This window comes from Wolbachia endosymbiont of Nilaparvata lugens (assembly GCF_007115045.1).
Taxonomy (GTDB): Bacteria; Pseudomonadota; Alphaproteobacteria; order Rickettsiales; family Anaplasmataceae; genus Wolbachia.
This window is the reverse complement of record NZ_MUIY01000001.1, coordinates 986687-1006187: the sequence shown is the minus strand read 5'-3', so window position 1 is coordinate 1006187 and position 19501 is coordinate 986687. Positions and strand designations below refer to the sequence as shown.

Sequence of the window (19501 nt, the reverse complement as noted above, 5' to 3'; positions counted from 1 at the left end):
AAATAGAGAGTAGTAAACAAAAAGACAAAGTAAAAACTACTAATAAACCAATAATAATTGGCTGTGTTTATGGTGCTATAGCTGCATTGGCAACTGGTGGTGGATGTTTTGCTGCTGGTGTTGCATTACCGATATTGGCTTTAATTGGTATAGCTATAGCTGCTGCTCTAGTAACAGGACTTGTTGCTGGTGGTATTACATATGTAATTTCAAAGCCTAGTGAGAATCTAGATAGAGCTAACGTAGAGCAAAGAGTTAGTATAGGGTTAACAGCGTAGTTGAGTAAAAGGAAGAAGTGACTTCTTCTACAACTTTTTTTAGTATAACTTCTCCTTGGTGCTGTGTACCAACAGCAGTATTTGCACTTGCTACGTGTTTCTTTGTTAAAAATGATGTACATGCTGCATTTTCTGCAAAAGAACTTTCTCCTGAGTTTGCCGAAATTATTACTGAAAAAGTAGTAAATAATGTTGAGTTCAATGCGGAAGACAACTCTCAATCTAGAAGCTACTTGTATGAGACTGTGTCATATAGCGAAACTAGATTTCACTTTTACACACCTAGATAAGGGGTAACAGCAGATACTAGAATGACGAAATCGTTATTCTGCTACGCATTATCGCTGTATAACTATAGCTATATATGAACTAAAAAGCTAATATTTACTAGATCTTAATACTTATACCTTATATTTTAATGAAAAGCTGCAATGAGTATGCATGATCCATTTAAAAGTGAGGATTATAAAAAAAATCTTGATTCTCTGATCAAAGCTATAAAGCTAGGAAATTCAGAGAAACAATATGGTAAAACAGTAACAGATTTATCTCATGCTTTAGAGGGTTTTACAGATAAGGCAGAAGATGTAGCTAAACTTGTTATACGTGATGACTTGAATAATTGTGTAAAGAAGGCAAATAAAAAGCCATTAATTCTTAGGATATTCAATAGAATATTAGGAAGAGATGTTTCGATTAGGAATATAAGTAATTTTATAAAAGATAAATTGCCTCCTTCAACTGCTAGAACAGTAATCGAATATACAGATGTTATTCAAAAAATTTCATATTTAGAGCGAATAGAAAGAAGTCAAGATAAATATAGGTCATATGGAGTAAATTTAGAAAATAGACAGCAAAAGAAAAATCTCTTATATGAGCGAGAAGATTCAGGTTATGGAGGTTCATTAAACGAAGATCCTGAGTATGAAGAAATATCAAATTATCAAGAGGAAAAGAGCAAATCTTTAACAAAAGATTTGCGTAATCTACAATCAATTAAAGAGGAGCCGATTTATGCAACAATTCCTAAAGAACATATAGAAGCAAAAAGAGAAAATAGGAAGAAACAACAACTTCAATCTTTTGCACCACCAAAACCACCAAGAGTACCACCAGTACCAGAGAAAATGTTTAATCAAAAAATTAGACAAGAACCGAAAAAAGATAAACCTGCAGTACCACCAAAGCCTAAAGATTTAGGCGAAAAAGTAAGCACAGAGCAAAAAATAGTAGTGGAAAAATCAGCTGAGAGTAACCCTACACTACCACTAAAATCTGAAAATCAAGATGGTAAAGAATCAGCAAAAAAAGCTGATGGACCAAAAGTACTAGTAGTTGCTATGAAAAAAGAAGTGACTCTCGAGAGTAGTAAAGTAAAGGCATTAAAAGAAAGATTTGAGCAAAATCAAGTAAAGAACGTGTTGCCTGCTGAAAACAAAACTGCTTCAGTAACACAAACGGATATCAGTGTGAAGAGAAAACAATCTCGTTCATTTCCAGTAGGGAATAAAAAATCTTCGATCAACCATCTTACCAGCAAAAATTTACCTTCCACGAATGTAAGTGTAAAAGAAATGGTTAAAAAATTTGAAGGGAGAAAAGGTGAAAGATAGTAATATTTGGGTATTTCACTACTCATGAAAATTAGCTCTTATCATAACATTTTCACAGCCATAAGAGGAAGTTTTTATAAGATTGGGGCTAAAGAAAACTTGCATGTAAATGTATCAAGGTATAAAATTATAAATATTAAGAATGAATAGGTTAGTTATGAATCTTGTAACAAAATCCGCTATCGATTTTACTGCTTCGGCTGTTCTTGCTAGTGGAAAAATAGTTGATGATTTCTGTTTAAGTAAACATATAAAGGATAAGTATGCTGTCCTTTTTTTCTATCCACTTGATTTTACTTTTGTCTGTCCAACTGAGTTGATATCATTTAGCAACAAAATAGAAGATTTTTCAAAACGTGATGTTGAAGTGATAGGAATAAGTATAGATTCAAAATTTTCACACTATAAATGGCGAAACACTCCAGTTAATGATGGTGGTATTGGAGAGGTTAGCTACAATTTAGTGTCTGATATCAAAAAGTCTATATCAAGAGACTATGGGGTCTTATATGATGACTCAATTGCACTAAGAGCAACTTTTGTTATTGATGATAAATTTGTTGTACGTCATCAATCGATAAATGATTTTCCTTTGGGACGTAATGTCGATGAGTTTATTAGAATTATTGATGCAATAAAACATAATGAAGAGCATGGTGAAGTATGTCCAGCAGGGTGGAAAAAAGGCAAGCCAGCAATGCAGGCAAGCGATGAAGGAGTGGCTGATTATCTAAACTCACACAGTGCAGAATTATAGATTTAGTACAAAAGTTCTTATTATTGGATCTGGAGCAGCAGGTTATGCTGCTGCTATATATGCATCACGTGCAAACTTAGAGCCAATTGTAGTAACAGGAATGCAACCTGGTGGTCAGCTTACAATTACTACGGATGTTGAAAACTATCCAGGTTTTCTTTCTATACAAGGTCCAGAACTCATGGAACAGAAGAGGTTGCATGCAGAGAAGGTGGGGGCAAGGATAATAGATGACGAAATAAAAAGCGTTGAACAACTTGAGGATTCTAATGAATCTAGATTTAGATCTTGTGGTAATGCTAGTGACTACTATTCGAATGCAATTATAATCGCAGCTGGTGCGCAAGCGAGGTGGCTTGGCCTGGAGAGTGAAAAGAAATTTCAAGGTTACGGAGTTTCGGCATGCGCAACTTGTGATGGTGCATTTTTTAGAAATAAAGTTGTAGCTGTGGTTGGTGGTGGAAATACTGCTGTTGAAGAAGCAATATTTTTAACTAGATTTGCTAAGGAAGTTATACTGATACACAGGCGTGATAAGTTAAGAGCAGAGAAAGTAATGCAAGACAGGCTCTTTAAAAATGATAAGATAAAGGTAATATGGAATCATACCGTAGAGCAGATTCTTGGAGAAGAAAATCCTAAAAAAGTTACTGGCATTACAATTAAATCGACAGACATCAATAAAACCCAGGAATTGAAAGTAGATGGAGTGTTCATTGCAATTGGGCATGCGCCAAATACAGGTATTTTTAAGGGCTTTGTTGAAATGGACCAGCAAGGTTATATAATTACGAAACCTGGAACAACTCTAACCAGTAGGGCAGGGGTGTTTGCTGCTGGTGATGTTCAAGATAAGGTATATCGCCAGGCAGTAGTTGCAGCAGGTACAGGGTGCATGGCTGCACTTGATGCAGAAAAATTTTTGGAATCATAATTAGTTCTAAAATTTTTAACTAAATTACTTGCAATCTTCTTTGTTTTTTTATAATTATGTTAATAAATTATAGGTTGGGGAGAATTTAGTATGCTTTCGCAAAATAATGTAGATTTTGGAAGAAGGGTTGTTAGTGATGTAGGATTACGAGCTCAAAATCAAACAACTTCAGGACAATCAACAACAAAATTATTTAAAGCTATTGATGATGAAAATCTAGGAGATTTTGAGCGAGCCCTGGCAGAAGGTGCGAATGTTAATACGTTTAATGAAGAAGGCATGACACCTTTGATATCTATAATTAATAATTTATCTTCAGGCTCTGGAGCAGAAAAAGAATATCAGAGTATGATTAGGTTACTTCTATTTCACCAAAGCATAGATGTTAATATTCATGAAGAACTTAATGGCAATACAGCTTTGCATCTAGCAATGTGCTTTCAACAAAAGAAAGTGTTACAACTCTTACTGAGTCATCCGAGAATAAGTATTCATCTACCAAATAAAAATTTTCAAAATCCTGAGCAATATGCTAGAAGAAATCGTGCTGAGCATTTGATAATAGAAATACAAAAAGCACAAACAGGAAAAGAATTATTAAATGCTCTTTCTAACAGAAATATTGACCGAGCAAAAAGACTATTAAATCAAGAATTCAACCCTAATTGCTGGAAAAGAAATTTAAATGGAGAAATAGAAACACCACTTAGCCTTATTATCAAATTATGTTTACAAGGAATAACACAAGATAACAAAGAAGTATTGACTAAACTTTTAAAACATAAGGAGCTAGATTTTAGTCAAATAAAACCAATATCAGCTATAGAGCAAAATTCAAGATTGAAGGGAATCATTGAACAAGCTATGAAAGAGCGATTAATTGATGTTATTAATACAAAAGATTTGGATGATGTGAAAAAATTAGTAGAAGATAACTGCTTCATAAATCGTGAAATTGTCAACGCTGTGTTGAGTAATGTTAATAATCCAAGTGAATCTATTAAAAATTGTCTCAATGAGAAATTTCCTGCAAGTGCAGAGCAACCTGTAGCAAATACACATAATGTTCAATCAGAAATAAACGATGAGTTTATTGCTCAAGAATTGCAGCAGCTCGAAAACCTTAGAGATGAGCTTGAAAGAACAAGAACTCAACTTAGAAAAAAAGAGCAAGAGTTGGGTAGGGTTGTAAGTGAAAGAACAAGAGACACTAACAAAATTTCACAGTTAGAAAGGGATTTAAGGCAGGAAAGATCAGCTCAGCAAACAAGGATTAACACTTTCACTGATCAAGTAGCTCGACTTACTAGAGAAAAAAGTCAACTTGAAAACCTTAGAGGTGAACTTGAAAGAACAAAAATTCGACTTAGAGAAAAAGAGCAAGAGCTGAATAAGGTCGTAAGTGAAAGAGACACTGACAAAATTTTACAGTTAGAAAGGGATTTTAGGCAAGAGAGATCAGAACTTCAAGCTCAAAATCAAGACTTAAAGAACAAAAACAAAAAACTTTCAGAAGCAAATATTTACAATAGAAGGCAAAGTAACTATGCTTCTTCCTCTTTTGTGTTATCTGGAGTATTTGCTGTTGGTGCATGTTTAACAATATCTAGTTTAGCAATATGTATCCCACTTGCTGTAGCTACATTTGTCTTTCTTACAATTGGATGCTACTGTTCATATAAAGCAAGTACAGTACTGAGTGATGTGACAAGCACTGAATTTGGTAATGTTATCAGTTTAAGATAGAGTTAAGGTTTTTACTTCTTCTCTAAACTCTACTGAAAGTTTTATACATCCTGAAAATACCTTGACAATTCGAGTGAATGTGAACCTGAGTGGTTTCAAGACTTAAATAGTTGATTGTAAACTTGCTTCTATTATCTTTTAGTTCAAGAAATTAGAATTTTAACAATTAGAATTATAATTACAGACCACAATAAAAAATAGATTTTTCCATTTGATCTATTTTTAACTTGTAATTTTTTGTCAGCTATTAGGTTTAATTTTTCTATAAGGCTAAATATCCCTTGGATTGTTTTGATGGGATAAGAGCTTTTAATTTTTTCCCTATACCCTATTTTACTTTCATGTTGACTGTTTATCCATGTTTCAACTACTTTCCACATATTGATTTCTGGATAGACTTTCCTACATGTTCCTTCTAATAAAATCATAGTTTTCTGCAGCAATAACAATTGTGTTTGAACTTTCATATCAAAATCACCAGTTATTTTTAATAGCTGAGTAAGTAATCGAGCAAATGAAATCTTCTGTATAGGCTGTCCAACAATGGGTTCACCTATTGCTCTGCAAGCTGTAACAAAATTTCTATGCTGTGATGGAACATAACCGGCTCTAAAGTGCATTTTTGCAACGTGATCATAATCCCTATTTAAAAAGCCTTTGAGTATCTCTATAACGTAATAGCATGTCTCACGATCTATTCTACCCATGATTCCACAATCCAGGGCAATAATATTGTTATTACTATCGATCATTAAATTTCCAGGATGCATATCAGCATGAAAAAAACAATCCCTATATACCTGATTACAAAAAGATTCTATAAGATTGATAGCTATTTGCTTTCGGTTATTCAGCTTTTCAACTTCGTATATTGGTATAGCTTCCATCCATTCTAATGTTAAAACCTTTTTTGAAGTTCTACTCCAATCTATTTCAGGTACGTAGAAACCTCTGTCATGTTTAGTATTTTCCTTCAGTTCCGAAGAGTGGGCAGCCTCAAAGCGTAGATCTAACTCTAATCGGCAAATTTCAGCAAAAGTTTTGACTAATTCAACTGGCTTCAGCCTTTTTGATTGTTCACTAAATTTTTCTGCAATTTCTGCAAGCCAAGAAAGCATTTTTATATCCCTTGAGAAGGTTTTCTCAATATTTGGCCTTAAAACCTTTACAGCAACTTCCTTACCCGCAGTTGTAACTGCTCTATGCACTTGAGAAATTGATGCTGCTGCAATTGGCTTTTCAGAAAAACTTGAAAAAATGTCGCTTAATTTACAATTAAACTCACTTTCTATAGTTTTAACTGCTATTTTATACGAAAATGATGGCAATCTATCACATATCAATAGCAAGTTATTTGTTATGTCCTCATTTAAAATATCAGTGCGTGATGAAATGGATTGCCCAAATTTAATGAACACCGGACCTAATCTTTCAAGAGCACGCTTTAGTTTATGACCTTGTATTTTATTTATTGATTTTTTTGATGGTGGAAGTAAATAAGGTAACACATTGTAGCGTGTTAGCACTGTAGTTATTTGCAGAAGGCGTAGAATATTTTGAATCATTTCGCTGCGTAACTGCCAAATATTTCATTTATTTCCATAATTGCATCAGGTTTACCTTGATAATAGATAGTATTATTTATGCAAATTATGTAATCTGACGATGGTAGAGCAGAGTGAAGGTCATGAGAAGTCATCAGAATCGACACTGATCGTTCTTTTGCGATTTTATTTATAATATCATAAAATTTAGCTCGTGCGTTAATATCCATTGCACTGACTGGCTCATCTAAAATGATCAAATCAGATTCTGAAATTAAACAGCGTGCAAGCAGCAGTAATTGTGTTTGTCCTGCAGAGATTTCTAATACTTGATTTTTTAGAATGTTACCGATACCAACCAATTCTATTGCTTCTGTAACAATGGGTTGATTTTTCTTCAATTTCTTCGAGGAGCTATTGAAAAGGAAAGACTCAACTGTTATTGGCATCAAATTACCAATACTAAAATTTTGTGGCATATAGCTAATTTTTATATTGTCAGCGAATACAATACTGCCAATAAAACCTTTATTTATACCAGCAACTGCTTTCACTAAAGAGGTTTTACCTCCGCCATTTGGACCAAGTATTGTAACTATATCTCCTCTTTGTACTGATATGTTGATATTATCAAGAACTTTTTTATTACTGTATGAAAGAGTAAGGTTTTCTATTTTTAGAATGCAGTTATTGACACTACTTAATTTTTTGGCAAAAATTGACTTTTTCTCAACATTTATATGAGACATTTACTGTTTTTTTTTCTATTACTTTCATTTACATTATACTACAATAGTGCCTTTTCATCCAATTTAAAAATTGTAGCTACAATCAAACCTATACACTCACTTGTAGCTTCTGTTACAGATGGAATTTCAAAGCCAGAACTACTAATGTACGAAGTAGTGTCTGAACATAACTACATGCTCAGGCCTTCAGACGCAAGTAAATTAGAATCTAGTAATATTATATTTTATATCGATGATTCTTTGGAAACATTCATTAAAACTTTCGCTAAAGAAAATAAGAAGTTAATACCGCTATCAAGTGCAATCGATCTACTTCCTGCTCGACCGCATTCATTTTCTAGTCACATTCAAGATGAAAAAGATTTGCATATTTGGCTGAGTCCTGAAAATGCAAAAAGTATGATACTTTTTATCAGTGCAACATTATCTAATATAGATAAAGAAAATGCCTATCGATACAATACTAACGCAGAGGAGACTATAAGAAAGATAGACCAAGAAGTAGAAAAAATTACGAAAGAATTGGATGAGTTAAAAAATCAAAAATACATAGTTACTCACGATGCTTATCAATATTTCGAAAAATATTTTGATTTAAGTTACCCAAGCGCCATTCTTTCTATAGAAGAGGATTCTTACATAGGTATGAAGAGTTTAATGAAATTAAAAAAGGTAATGAAAGAGGAAAACGTTAAATGTATTGTTTCTCATTCACGAGAGGATAGCATAAAGCCTAATGTCTTTTCTAGTGACGTAAAAATGGTGATTCTTGATCCTATTGGATCAGATGTAGAGCCTGGAAAGGATGCATATCTAGATATAATCAGCAGCATTGCACAAAATTTCAAGTCTTGTTTCACTGAGTAATGAGTTCTTTTATCTATTCAGATAGCATTGCAAACTTAGTGCTTTCTATTCCAATCACAACTATACCGACATTATCTACCAGAAGTATATCATCCCAGCCTGGGATTCAGTTAAGTTGGTAAGCATAAAAATATTATGTTAAAGCACAACGTTCTTGATGAGATTAGGGCAAGCCAATATCAGCTACTTGAATGACACCATTTGCTATACCCTCAAAAATGAATGCTCGTACAGCTGTGTGCCAGCTACTTGCATCTGCTATTTTTACTCATAATTATCTTGCCTGAACGAACTTAAATTCAAGTAGTTAATAATAGAAATAAAAAAAAAGAAGATAACCAATATCTTCTTTTACTCTAATTAAAAAGACATTGAATTGTAATTGTCTATTTCATCTGATATAAGCGATAATTTTATGCTCTCAAAACGGAGATTACTTGCAATATCTGTTAACTGTTCACTAAGTGTTACTTTTTCTGGTGAATGGTGTTCAGGAGCTTTTAATTTTCTATTACAGTCAGCCTTACACTAAGATCTATTAATTTTTGTCAATAAATCATTACCCTCGTATTTATTTTCACACTGTCTGTGGCACAAATTAAGTAAATCAACACCATACACTGTCAATGAAGCAGAATCTTGTGTAAATTTTACCATAATATACTCCTTAATCTGATTATATCTATATTAACATATAAATGTGAATATCATACTAATATAGTTACTTTTTATGGCAAGTGGTTTTTGGTTATTTTCTAAACTTTCTTTATAAAAACCATAGGCGCCTATTGGTTTTTAGCTAAAGTAAAGATCAAGTATCTGGCATTCTGGACATAAAATCCTCCTGTGTAAAAAAGATTAGAAAAAAAAAGTGCGGCGCACATACGACAGAGATTAAGTATGTATGTGCACCCACGTACGCTGAAGAAGATACGCCACATTTTTTAATGAGTTTAATGAAAAAAGTCTGCAGATAAAGATAAATTTTGAGCTCTTAAAATATCTTTTACTATGATTATAGTCAGATTTAAAATATGCGCAAGCAATTTTTTTCTGTAAAAGTTTAACAAAAGAATTCAAAAGTTTGTGAACAACCTCTAAGTGTATGTTCCCAGAGTGTGATGGTATATAGACTATCTGGATCATTTAAAGTGTCAGATCAAGTCCCATTTAAGCAATAAAAAGACCAGATCAGGACAAAAACGCTACCATTTTCAGCCCTTATTCAGGTGGCTCAATTTCCTGTAACTTATATAAGTTACCGTAATCTTTCAAAACCTCAAACAAACTTTCTCTAATTCAAAACAGTATAACTAGTGAGCAATAAGCTACACTCCTTTTAGCTGTAAGCTTTGCATGATAATATACTTACTTTAATTTTTCTTCTTTAAATAATACGTGTCTTCTGACCACTGGGTCATACTTCCTAAACTCGAGCTTCTTGGGAAGGTTCTTAGGATTACGTTTTTTTACACAAAAATAGCCTGTTAGTTTCTCTTCTCCAGTTTTTGTTGTTTTAGTTGCAGTGCTAACTAGCTTGACAAGCAAAGAAGCATTTTTTTTCGCCATAATTGTTAGTGACATAATAAACTCTATGCAAGTTTATTACGCAAAACACTGAAAGTCAACCCAATAATGCAGATCGCAAAATTCTTGACAATCAATAATATATTAAGTAGTATAAGAACATTTCAGAATGGAAAGTAGACGGTAAATAAGTGGTGAGTGATGGCAAAAGGTTATTGTTGATAGAAAGTACTACCTGTTCTAACGAGGTAAGGGTTGCCCTACTAGTTAATGGTAGGGTTGTAGAGTTTGAACAAGAATTCAAGGAAAAAAAACAATTAAGAGGTAATATATACGTTGCTTATGTAAAGCGTATAGAGCCTGCTTTGCAGGCCGTGTTCATTGAGTATGGAAAAAATAAGCAAGGTTTTTTGTCTTTTTCTGAGATATCTCTAAATTATTTTAATATTCCAGAAAAAGAGAAAGAAATTTTCCCTGATGAAGACTATTCGAGCGGTGTGGACTGTTCAAATGATAATTGCACAGAAGAAGGCCTAGATTCTACAGCTAGTAATGAATCCAGCAGTGGTTTTGTGAGGGGGGTACCTTTACATAGAAAATATAAGTTACAAGATGTGATTTCAGTAAATCAAAAGTTATTAGTTCAATTAACTAAAGAAGAACGAGGAAATAAAGGAGCTTCATTTACAACATACGTAACTTTGGTCGGTAGATACTGTGTTTTCATGCCCAATTCCATAAGTAGGGGTGGAGTATCTCGCAGAATTGAAGATACCAACGTTAGAAAACAGTTAAAGGATATATTAAATTCAATAAATTTACCAAAAGGCTCAGGTTTGATAGTAAGAACTGTTGGTGCAGGAAAAAGTAAGAAAGAAATTGAGCAAGATTACAATAATTTGACCTTATTATGGCAAAATATCCAGCAAAACTTCTCTTCTTTAAATGTTCCATCATTAATTTACAACGAAGCAGATGTAGTTATGAGATCTGTACGTGACTTTTGTAGTAATGATACAGAAATTATAGTATCTGATAGAGAAGTTTGTGAAGCGGTAAGAAAATACACTAAAAATGTGTTACAAGGAAAATTACGTCCTAGGTTATATAGAGGCTTTGTTCCAATCTTTACTTACTATCGAGTCGAAGATCAAATTTCTGAATTATATAGCAATAGAGTAGAATTGCCATCTGGTGGGTCTTTGGTGATAACCTTAACTGAGGCATTTGTTTCAATAGACGTAAATTCAGGGAAAATGACAGGAGAAGATAACATAGAAGAAACAGCTTATAGAACTAATATGGAGGCATTATCTGAAATATCAAGGCAAGCGAATCTCAGGGGCTTATCAGGGTTAATAGTTGTTGATTTTATTGATATGTTGAAACTTGAGTATTGCAAAAATGTTGAATTTGCTATCAAGCAGGCGTTTAAAGATGATAAAGCTAAAGTTCAATTTAGCTTTATCAATGACTTTGGTTTAATGGTCTTTTCAAGACAAAGAATTAAACCAAATATACAGGAAATTAATACTACAGAGTGCTTACGCTGTAAAGGTATTGGAAGGGTGAAATCAAACGAAGTGGTTGTTGCATCGATACTAAGGGATTTGCAACATATTGCTAATAAAAATCAAAATAAGTCCTTTGATTTAATAGCACGCAGTGCAGTTATAGCGCACATTTTTAATAATAAGCGTGATATGGTTTCTACAATCGAAAAAGAGTTCAATATTACATTAAATGTTAGTATTGATAATAGTTTAGATGCAGATACATTTATTTTAAAGCAAGGAGACCATATTAATTTTAATGATTATAAGCCATTGCAGAATTCTGGATGTCAAATTGTGAATAGCAGGGATAAAGAAGCTGGTAAACTACCGGGCAACTTTTGGTTAACTAAATGGCTTTCGCGCCTTTTGGGCTCTAACAACTAAACGGGACTTGTAATTAACGAGTTTTATACTTATATATTTTACATCAGATAATATTTAAAAGGGAGTATTCATTATGGGAAGAGCAATAGGTATAGATCTTGGAACAACAAATTCTTGTGTTGCAATAATGCAAGGCAAGGATGCAAAAGTAATCGAGAATAAAGAAGGAGCAAGAACTACTCCGTCTATAGTTGCATTTACTTCGTCTGGAGAAAGGTTGATTGGTGCTCCAGCAAAAAGGCAAGCAACTACCAATGCAAATAATACTTTTTTTGCAACTAAGAGATTGATAGGTCGCCAATATAGCGATCCTGAAATGAAGAATCTAGGTGTACCGTATAAGGTATTTGCAGCAAAAAATGGTGATGCATGGGTTAAAACAACTGATAGTAAAGAATACTCTCCTAGTCAAATTGGTGCATTTATACTACAAAACCTAAAAGAAGCAGCTGAGTCTTATCTTGGGGAAGAAGTAAAGGATGCTGTGATAACAGTGCCGGCGTACTTCAATGATTCTCAACGTCAAGCAACAAAAGATGCAGGAAAAATTGCTGGATTAAATGTTCTCAGAATAATTAACGAACCAACTGCTGCAGCACTTGCTTATGGTCTTGATAAAAAGCACGGACACACAATAGTAGTGTATGACCTTGGTGGTGGTACATTTGATGTTTCAGTTCTTGAAATAGGTGACGGAGTTTTTGAAGTAAAGGCTACAAATGGTGATACTCACCTTGGAGGGGAAGACTTCGATAATGCAGTAGTAAATTATTTACTGGCTGAATTCAAGAAAAGTAATGGCATTGATTTGAAAAACGATCCAATGGCTATGCAAAGAATCAAAGAAGCTGCAGAAAAAGCAAAGGTAGAATTGTCAAGTGCAATGGAAACAGAAATAAATCTGCCGTTTGTTACAGCTGATGCAAGTGGTCCAAAGCACTTAAATATGAAGCTAACAAGAGCAAAGCTTGAAAGCTTAGTGAATGATTTGATTGAAAGGACTATAATTCCTTGCAAAAAAGCTCTTGAAGATGCTGGTTTATCTGCTAGTCAAATTGGTGAAGTAGTTCTTGTTGGTGGCATGACTCGTATGCCAAAAGTCATAGAGAAAGTTAAAGAATTCTTTGGCAAAGATCCACATAGAGGGGTTAACCCTGATGAAGTTGTAGCAATTGGAGCTGCAATACAGGCGGGGATCATTCAAGGTGATGTAAGAGATGTATTACTACTTGACGTAACACCACTTTCTCTTGGTATTGAAACTCTAGGGGGAGTATTTACTCCACTTATTGAACGTAATACTACTATTCCTACTAAAAAATCTCAGGTATTTTCAACTGCAGATGATAATCAAACAGCTGTTACAATTAAGGTGCATCAAGGTGAAAGAAAATTGGCGGTTGATAATAAACTGCTTGGTCAGTTTAGTTTAGAAGGAATACCACCTGCTCCTCGTGGGGTTCCTCAAATTGAGGTGACATTTGATATAGATGCAAATGGAATAGCGCATGTTTCTGCAAAGGATAAAGCTACTGGAAAAGAGCAAAAAATACGTATTCAGTCTTCAGGTGGTTTATCGGAGGATGAAATAAATCGCATGGTGAGAGAAGCTGAGGAAAAAGCACAAGAAGATGAAAAGCGTAAGAAATTTATTGAAGTGAAGAATCAAGCGGATAGTTTAGTTCATTCTACAGAAAAATCTCTGACAGAATATGGTGATAAAATTTCTCCAGAAGATAAATCTGCTATTGAAAATGCAGTTAATGAGCTAAAGGAAGTGAGTAAATCTGACAACATTGATGATGCTGATTCAATACAACAGAAAGTTACTAACCTCTCTCAGTTATCTATGAAACTTGGAGAAGCTATGTATAAGGAATCTCAACAACAACAAGGTGGAGAAAGCTCATCCACAACAAATAATGAGGAAGAAAAAGTAGTAGATTCTGATTATCAAGACATAGATAATAAAGAGGAAAATAAGTAATTGTGATTGCTGTATCTATCACTCTTCTTGTCATCTCAGTATTTGAAGCTGGAATAACAAGAAGAAGACTATACTGTATTGTTGCTTAAAGGAACTATTGTGGATATTATTAAGACAATAGAAGAAAAATTACGCGATTCAATAGGTGTAATTGATATTAATATTATCGATGAATCAGCAAAGCATGTAGATCATTATTTTGCTTCTTCTTCGACACTACCTTCACATATCAAATTAGTATTAATATCTAACGACTTTTCTGGAATGAGCTCTTTAAAGAGGCATAAATTGATCTATGAATTATTAAAGAGTGAAATAGAACGAGTACATGCGATTTCTCTTAACTTATATACGCAAAGTGAATATAATTTAAAAAATAAATAGTAGAAACGTGAGAGGAGAGTCTTTATTAGTTAAAGCAGGAAGGAAATTTAATGATTATAAAGGATCGATGAACCCACCAGTTTATCATTCTTCTACCATATTATTTCCTACTTACAAGGATTACTTAAGTGCAGCGAATGGGGAGAGTATATATGATGTGATCAATGATGGTGTTGCAAGGGATTACGGCTATAGTAATGTTGGTACGCCTACTGTTCATTATTTTTCAAATGCACTGGCTGAAATTGAGGGTAGGGGACAAGCACTCATCTACCCTTCTGGATTATTTGCACTTACTTTTGCTATTTTGACTTTCACTAAAGCAGGTTCACATGTCCTGATACAAGATAATAGTTATTATAGGCTAAAGAGATTTGCCGAAAATGAACTACCAAGAGGAGGAGTAGAAGTAACTTTTTATGATCCGACACAGGATATAACTGATTTAGTTCAGAGTAATACTTCACTTATCATGATTGAGACTCCTGGTTCTATAACGTTTGAGGTTTCAAACATAAAGCATATAGTAGAAGTTGCTAAAGAACGTGGAATCGTAACCGTTTGTGACAATTCATGGGCCACTCCCTTGTTGTTTAAGCCGCTTGATTATGGAATTGATGTTGCACTATATGCGGTGACAAAGTATCTAGCCGGTCACTCAGATTTAGTGATGGGAGCTATGGTTGCTGAAGGTAAAACTTTTAAATTGCTTTATGAGAGCTATAAAAATTATGGAGTAACCGTGCAGTCGCATGACTGCTATCTTGCACATCGGGGACTAAGAACACTGCAAACACGCATGAGGAAACATCAAAGTACAGCAATGCAAGTGGCAAAGTGGCTGGAAAAACATCCAAAAATCAAAAAAGTCTTATACCCCGCACTTTTTTCCTATTCTCAGCATGATTTATGGAAAAGTTATTTCAAAGGGGCAAGTAGCGTATTTAGCATAGTACTCGATAGAGGATATTCATGTGAGGAACTAAGCTGCATGGTTGATCACATGAAAGTTTTCGGCATTGGTGCTTCTTGGGGAGGATGTGACAGTTTGATATTACCAATAGACCATAGGTCTATGTCAAGATCTGTAATGAATTCAGATTATGGTGGAAGTTTTGTGCGAATATTTTGCGGACTAGAAGATCCTGAAGATTTGATTTTTGACTTGAATACTGCATTAATAAGGCTGCCATGTTCAAGTGTTAAAGATGATTGTGAGACTGAAAGAGCTACTGCATAACATTGTAAATGCTGACTTTGATATTGAAATCAAAGGCGTCACATGTAATCCTAAGAGAGTTAAAGAAGGTTACCTTTTTGTTTGTGTGTCAGAAAGGGATAGGATTTACATAGATCAGATATTATCTTGTGGAGCTAAAGCGATAATTGTAAGTGATTGCATAACAAATGATGTCATTCCAGTGCGTGACACTGGAATCTATATCTTCCACTCGAATCCTCAAGAAATATACAGTGAAATAGTCAGCAGGTTCTATCAATTCAAACAACCTAAATATGTTGCTGCTGTAACTGGTACAAATGGTAAAACTTCAGTGGTGGAATTTTGTCGCCAGATTTGGCAAGATAATGCAGCGTCTATAGGAACACTGGGAACATGTGTCAATAATAATAGAAAAGATAATAGCCTTACAACTCCAAGTGCAGATGATCTTTATTCCACATTGCGTGATATAAATGATAAGAACGTAGAGCACTTAGCATTAGAGGCTTCAAGCCATGGAATTGACCAATATAGAATCTATGGACTCAAGTTCACTGCTGCAGCTTTTACTAATTTCTCTCAAGATCATTTGGACTATCACAAAAGTATCGATGAGTATTTTGAGGCTAAGAAAAGGTTATTTTATGAGGTATTGCCAAAAGAAAAAACAGCGATTTTAAATGCAGATATAGGCGAATATGGAGAGTTGCTCAACATAGCTGAAAAGCGTGGCAACAAAGTTATAACCTATGGAAAAAAAAACTCTGACATTACTTTATTAAAGCAGATACCCACTGCCAATGGTCAATACCTGACAATTCAAATCGGTGATGAAATTTATAACGCATTTTTTCCGATTTTTGGGCAATTTCAAGCATATAATTTGTTGTGTGCAATCGGTATAGTTATTTCATCTGGTATGGACTATCAAAGAATGTGTATAGATAAACTCGCTTCTCCACCTGGAAGAATGGAAAAAGTGAACACTTTTGCATTTGTCGATTACGCTCATACTCCAAGTGCACTCAAACAAGCTCTGTTGTCTTTAAAATGGCACTTCAATAAAAAGATAGTTCTAGTGTTCGGTTGTGGCGGGAATCGTGATCAAACAAAACGTGCAGAGATGGGTAAAATAGCACAAATGCTTGCAGGTAAAGTTATAGTTACAGATGACAATTCGCGTGATGAAGATCCGGGGAAAATTCGTCACGATATTTTGCTACATTGCCCTGATGCACTGGAGATAGGAGATAGAAAAGAAGCTATAGAGAGAGGTATAAGCATAGCTCATGATGAAAATATGATTCTGCTAGTTGCAGGAAAAGGACATGAAAGATTCCAAATAATAGAAGGCCAAGCCCTTGAATTTAGTGATGTTGAAGTTATTAGAGAGGGCTAAAAATTTGCTACTGCTGTTTTGCTCTCTCCTTCATTCAACGCCTGAATGGCTTTTTTCCTTAAGTCATAACTGTACGCTGCTGGCATTTTTACCTTCTTGTTACACTATCTTATCTCGTTCCTACTATTATGAGAACAAGGATATGAAAGTGGAGATTGTGATTACAAGATTAGTGAGAGAATATAGAAAAATTGAGGATGAAATGTTGTGTGATATAGTTCATTTAGTGATAAAGGCTCTTACAGGTATAGTAGCGCTTCATAAGTGAGAATATTTTTACAAAGAATTTAATAATCACAATTTAGGCAATGATGAAAGTTCTTTAAGAAAAAAGTTTAATACTATCAAGAAAAGCTTGCATAGGCATAGAAATATAATAATTAAAATATCTCAAGTTCTGTCAATTTGTTTGCACAATCAATCACTTCAGAACTTGGAAATTGGTTTTTAAACCAAGTGTACTGGCGTTTTGCGTAATGTCTTGTATTGATTTGAGCAATCTGTATTGCCTTGTCTAAAGTAATTTCACCTTGTAAGTATTTTATAATTTCTGGCACTCCGTGTGCTTTCATAGCTGGTAAGTGTGGAGATAAGTTCATGCTCAGCAGATCTTTTACTTCATTAATTGCTCCATTTTCAATCATTTTGATAAAGCGGGAGTCTATTTTTTGGTATACATTTTCACGCTCAGGTAGAATTGTATATACCTTAAAATTATTGAATAGAGGAGGCTGCCTATTTTCTTGCCATACAAAAATCGACTTGCCAGTTTCAGTGATAATCTCAAGTGCTCTTGAGAGGCGATGTGAGTCATTAATAAATATTTTACCTTGAATCCTTGGATCTTTGCTTAGCACTAATTTGTAGAATTCCTCTTTACTTAAATTTTTCTTGAGTTCATTTACGTTTTCTCTCACTTCCTGGCTTATTTGTGGAATCGATGATAATCCCTTGATTAAGCTGCTAATGTAAAGCCCACTTCCTCCAGTGATGATGGGTATTCGTGAATTTTTCAGCGCGTTGTTAACTTCCCTCTTTAAATCCTCTAGCCATAAACCTACGGAATAATTTTCTCTTGCTGAAACATAACCGTATAGCCTATAAAATTCTTTCTGCTTTGGTGGTTGAGCAGTAATTACGGGAATCTCTTTGTATACCTGCTTTGAGTCACAGTTTATTATGCTAATGTTTTTATGCTTTTTTATCAAGTTATCGCATAATTCTGATTTACCTGAGGCTGTAATTCCTGTAATAATTACTATATTATCTTGCATTTATATTAATTTAACTAACCTATGATAGGGTGTAGTAAAAATTTGGATTCTACAATCTAAAATTTGGAGACTTTTATGGCAGAAAATGATAACGATAACTCATTTACTAAGCGTTTTACAAATAGGACTTCTAATGAGACAAGAGGAGGTTTTTCCAGTAAGTATTCATCTCAAAATACCAAAGAACATGCACTAGGAGCAAAAGGAAAAATTTCTGAATTGGCAAACAAAAAAGCTGAAGCCAAGGAAGCTTTTTCTGAAAGTGGCGGCATAAAGAGTAAAAGCAGAACTATCAATGAAAGATCCTTTGCTGATGCAACAAGAAGAAGTAGATCAGATCTCATATATCTAGTTCGTGGTAAAGATCGAGGAAGATCAGCTTGGCACTATGTATTAGTTGATAAAGATAAAAGAGAAATGTTTCTGGCAAAAAGTAGAACTGGCTCTATAGATGTTGCAGATTATGGAGAGATTTTATATTCAGGATGGGGAGATGATCCACCACAGACGATAGTCGATAAAGTTAATGAAGAGTTCGGGTTGTAGCGGATTTGTTGTAAAAATGAGCAGTTGCTGATAAAATTGACTGTAAGTATGCAACACTGGCCATTTCGGTATTTTGATTGCTATCATATAGCGAGATAATCAGGTCTATTGTAGACATAAGTTTTAGCTATATGGTATTTGAAGTAATAAATGCAATAAAAAATAATTTGTTAGCATGCTTTCCAACAGAGACAGTATATGCTCTTTCTTGTAATGCGCTAGGTAACGAATCTATAGAAAAAATATATCGAATAAAAAAGCGTTCTCAAAACAAGCCGCTTTCTGTATTTGTTAGTAATATTGATAGTTTGATAAATATAGCAAAGGTAAAGGAAGAGTATATCTATTTAATAAACTATTTTTCTCCTGGGCCAATGACCTATATTTTACCACTTCAAGATAACAGTATATTACCAAATGAGTTCTTTAAAGATAGTATAGGCATAAGAATTCCTGATCATCCTATTGCGATTTCAATATTAAATGAACTGAAAACTCCAGTAGTTGCAACCAGTATTAACATTTCAGGAGAAAAAAGTGTATGCAAAGCAAGAGATATACCTCAGTCTATTAAGCAACACTTATCTGCAGTAATTGAAGATGATGAATTAGTTTCTGGTATAGAATCTACTATTATTGACTTAACTGGAGATAAGATTAAGGTTTTAAGGAAAGGCAAAATTTCATTACAAACAATAAATAACGCATTTTTAAACTAAGATCTATAGGGG

At 34.0% G+C, this 19501-nt stretch carries 20 protein-coding genes; 15 read left to right on the top strand and 5 right to left on the bottom strand.

What is annotated here, in order from left to right; all coding sequences use genetic code 11:
* Positions 1–86 precede the first annotated feature (86 nt).
* The 6 genes from BWZ41_RS08055 to BWZ41_RS04960 all read left to right on the top strand — a co-directional run bounded on the left by BWZ41_RS08055 (position 87) and on the right by BWZ41_RS04960 (position 5331).
* Positions 87–278: a hypothetical protein gene (locus tag BWZ41_RS08055; protein ID WP_241653918.1), complete on the top strand. Its 192-nt coding sequence runs from the start codon at positions 87–89 to the stop codon at positions 276–278.
* A 17-nt stretch (positions 279–295) separates the two neighbouring features.
* Positions 296–568: a hypothetical protein gene (locus BWZ41_RS04980; RefSeq protein ID WP_143689595.1), complete on the top strand. Its 273-nt coding sequence runs from the start codon at positions 296–298 to the stop codon at positions 566–568.
* A 147-nt stretch (positions 569–715) separates the two neighbouring features.
* The gene (locus BWZ41_RS04975; RefSeq protein ID WP_143689722.1) at positions 716–1894 is read left to right on the top strand and encodes a hypothetical protein; all 1179 of its coding nucleotides are present in this window, start codon (positions 716–718) and stop codon (positions 1892–1894) included.
* 157 nt (positions 1895–2051) lie between these two features.
* Positions 2052–2651 (top strand): peroxiredoxin, encoded by a 600-nt coding sequence (locus tag BWZ41_RS04970; protein ID WP_017532618.1) that lies wholly within the window; start codon positions 2052–2054, stop codon positions 2649–2651.
* Positions 2638–3585: a thioredoxin-disulfide reductase gene (gene trxB, locus BWZ41_RS04965; protein ID WP_143689594.1), complete on the top strand. Its 948-nt coding sequence runs from the start codon at positions 2638–2640 to the stop codon at positions 3583–3585. Before BWZ41_RS04970 ends, trxB begins: the two co-directional genes overlap by 14 nt.
* A gap of 90 nt (positions 3586–3675) precedes the next feature.
* A complete protein-coding gene (locus BWZ41_RS04960; protein ID WP_143689593.1) occupies positions 3676–5331 on the top strand; it encodes an ankyrin repeat domain-containing protein in 1656 nt (551 codons plus the stop codon).
* Between the two features lie 143 nt (positions 5332–5474).
* Here BWZ41_RS04960 and ubiB read toward each other — a convergent pair whose 3' ends face one another.
* Positions 5475–6896 carry a 2-polyprenylphenol 6-hydroxylase gene (gene ubiB / locus BWZ41_RS04955; protein WP_143689592.1) on the bottom strand — a complete coding sequence of 474 codons (1422 nt, stop codon included), beginning with the start codon at positions 6894–6896 and terminating at the stop codon, positions 5475–5477.
* On the bottom strand, positions 6893–7624 hold the full coding sequence (locus BWZ41_RS04950; RefSeq protein WP_143689591.1) for a metal ABC transporter ATP-binding protein: 732 nt from the start codon (positions 7622–7624) through the stop codon (positions 6893–6895). Before BWZ41_RS04950 ends, ubiB begins: the two co-directional genes overlap by 4 nt.
* On the opposite strand from BWZ41_RS04950, the gene BWZ41_RS04945 reads away from it, so the two are divergent.
* Positions 7616–8491 (top strand): zinc ABC transporter substrate-binding protein, encoded by an 876-nt coding sequence (locus BWZ41_RS04945; RefSeq protein WP_063631102.1) that lies wholly within the window; start codon positions 7616–7618, stop codon positions 8489–8491. The genes BWZ41_RS04950 and BWZ41_RS04945 overlap by 9 nt on opposite strands.
* Before the next feature lie 528 nt (positions 8492–9019).
* Here the strand turns inward: BWZ41_RS04945 and BWZ41_RS08295 are convergent.
* Positions 9020–9148: a hypothetical protein gene (locus BWZ41_RS08295; protein WP_277750553.1), complete on the bottom strand. Its 129-nt coding sequence runs from the start codon at positions 9146–9148 to the stop codon at positions 9020–9022.
* Between the two features lie 711 nt (positions 9149–9859).
* The gene (gene rpmG / locus BWZ41_RS04930) at positions 9860–10060 is read right to left on the bottom strand and encodes a 50S ribosomal protein L33 (protein ID WP_012481745.1); all 201 of its coding nucleotides are present in this window, start codon (positions 10058–10060) and stop codon (positions 9860–9862) included.
* Positions 10061–10209: 149 nt separating this feature from the next.
* On the opposite strand from rpmG, the gene BWZ41_RS04925 reads away from it, so the two are divergent.
* From BWZ41_RS04925 to BWZ41_RS08290, 6 genes are all read left to right on the top strand, one after another.
* The gene (locus BWZ41_RS04925) at positions 10210–11958 is read left to right on the top strand and encodes an Rne/Rng family ribonuclease (protein WP_143689590.1); all 1749 of its coding nucleotides are present in this window, start codon (positions 10210–10212) and stop codon (positions 11956–11958) included.
* 73 nt (positions 11959–12031) lie between these two features.
* A complete protein-coding gene (dnaK, locus tag BWZ41_RS04920) occupies positions 12032–13945 on the top strand; it encodes a molecular chaperone DnaK (protein ID WP_143689589.1) in 1914 nt (637 codons plus the stop codon).
* Positions 13946–14044: 99 nt separating this feature from the next.
* Entirely contained in the window at positions 14045–14329 is a 285-nt protein-coding gene (locus BWZ41_RS04915; RefSeq protein ID WP_015588431.1) for a BolA family protein, read from the top strand.
* A 7-nt stretch (positions 14330–14336) separates the two neighbouring features.
* Positions 14337–15569, top strand: coding sequence for a cystathionine beta-lyase (gene metC / locus BWZ41_RS04910; protein ID WP_143689588.1), 1233 nt, complete (start codon positions 14337–14339; stop codon positions 15567–15569).
* Complete coding sequence (locus tag BWZ41_RS04905; protein ID WP_063631106.1) at positions 15538–16950, top strand: UDP-N-acetylmuramoyl-L-alanyl-D-glutamate--2,6-diaminopimelate ligase; 1413 nt, start codon at positions 15538–15540, stop codon at positions 16948–16950. Before metC ends, BWZ41_RS04905 begins: the two co-directional genes overlap by 32 nt.
* Before the next feature lie 142 nt (positions 16951–17092).
* Entirely contained in the window at positions 17093–17218 is a 126-nt protein-coding gene (locus BWZ41_RS08290; RefSeq protein WP_255359866.1) for a hypothetical protein, read from the top strand.
* A 112-nt stretch (positions 17219–17330) separates the two neighbouring features.
* On the opposite strand, the gene miaA is transcribed toward BWZ41_RS08290, so the two are convergent.
* Positions 17331–18224 carry a tRNA (adenosine(37)-N6)-dimethylallyltransferase MiaA gene (miaA, locus tag BWZ41_RS04900; protein ID WP_143689587.1) on the bottom strand — a complete coding sequence of 298 codons (894 nt, stop codon included), beginning with the start codon at positions 18222–18224 and terminating at the stop codon, positions 17331–17333.
* A 75-nt stretch (positions 18225–18299) separates the two neighbouring features.
* Here miaA and BWZ41_RS04895 point away from each other — a divergent pair, with 75 nt between their 5' ends.
* Both BWZ41_RS04895 and BWZ41_RS04890 read left to right on the top strand, forming a co-directional pair.
* Positions 18300–18770 (top strand): hypothetical protein, encoded by a 471-nt coding sequence (locus BWZ41_RS04895; RefSeq protein WP_063631108.1) that lies wholly within the window; start codon positions 18300–18302, stop codon positions 18768–18770.
* 131 nt (positions 18771–18901) lie between these two features.
* Positions 18902–19489 (top strand): L-threonylcarbamoyladenylate synthase, encoded by a 588-nt coding sequence (locus tag BWZ41_RS04890; protein ID WP_143689586.1) that lies wholly within the window; start codon positions 18902–18904, stop codon positions 19487–19489.
* The last annotated feature ends 12 nt before the right edge of the window (positions 19490–19501 follow it).

Bases quoted from the DNA above. Each gene is read 5' to 3' on its own strand.
- BWZ41_RS04975 (WP_143689722.1), top strand. From the start codon at position 716: ATGCATGATCCATTTAAAAGTGAGGATTATAAAAAAAATCTTGATTCT.
- BWZ41_RS04970 (WP_017532618.1), top strand. From the start codon at position 2,052: ATGAATCTTGTAACAAAATCCGCTATCGATTTTACTGCTTCGGCTGTT.
- BWZ41_RS04960 (WP_143689593.1), top strand. From the start codon at position 3,676: ATGCTTTCGCAAAATAATGTAGATTTTGGAAGAAGGGTTGTTAGTGAT.
- ubiB (WP_143689592.1), bottom strand. From the start codon at position 6,896: ATGATTCAAAATATTCTACGCCTTCTGCAAATAACTACAGTGCTAACA.
- BWZ41_RS04945 (WP_063631102.1), top strand. From the start codon at position 7,616: ATGAGACATTTACTGTTTTTTTTTCTATTACTTTCATTTACATTATAC.
- BWZ41_RS04950 (WP_143689591.1), bottom strand. From the start codon at position 7,624: ATGTCTCATATAAATGTTGAGAAAAAGTCAATTTTTGCCAAAAAATTA.
- BWZ41_RS08295 (WP_277750553.1), bottom strand. From the start codon at position 9,148: ATGGTAAAATTTACACAAGATTCTGCTTCATTGACAGTGTATGGTGTT.
- rpmG (WP_012481745.1), bottom strand. From the start codon at position 10,060: ATGGCGAAAAAAAATGCTTCTTTGCTTGTCAAGCTAGTTAGCACTGCA.
- dnaK (WP_143689589.1), top strand. From the start codon at position 12,032: ATGGGAAGAGCAATAGGTATAGATCTTGGAACAACAAATTCTTGTGTT.
- BWZ41_RS04905 (WP_063631106.1), top strand. From the start codon at position 15,538: ATGATTGTGAGACTGAAAGAGCTACTGCATAACATTGTAAATGCTGAC.
- BWZ41_RS08290 (WP_255359866.1), top strand. From the start codon at position 17,093: ATGAAAGTGGAGATTGTGATTACAAGATTAGTGAGAGAATATAGAAAA.
- miaA (WP_143689587.1), bottom strand. From the start codon at position 18,224: ATGCAAGATAATATAGTAATTATTACAGGAATTACAGCCTCAGGTAAA.
- BWZ41_RS04895 (WP_063631108.1), top strand. From the start codon at position 18,300: ATGGCAGAAAATGATAACGATAACTCATTTACTAAGCGTTTTACAAAT.
- BWZ41_RS04890 (WP_143689586.1), top strand. From the start codon at position 18,902: ATGGTATTTGAAGTAATAAATGCAATAAAAAATAATTTGTTAGCATGC.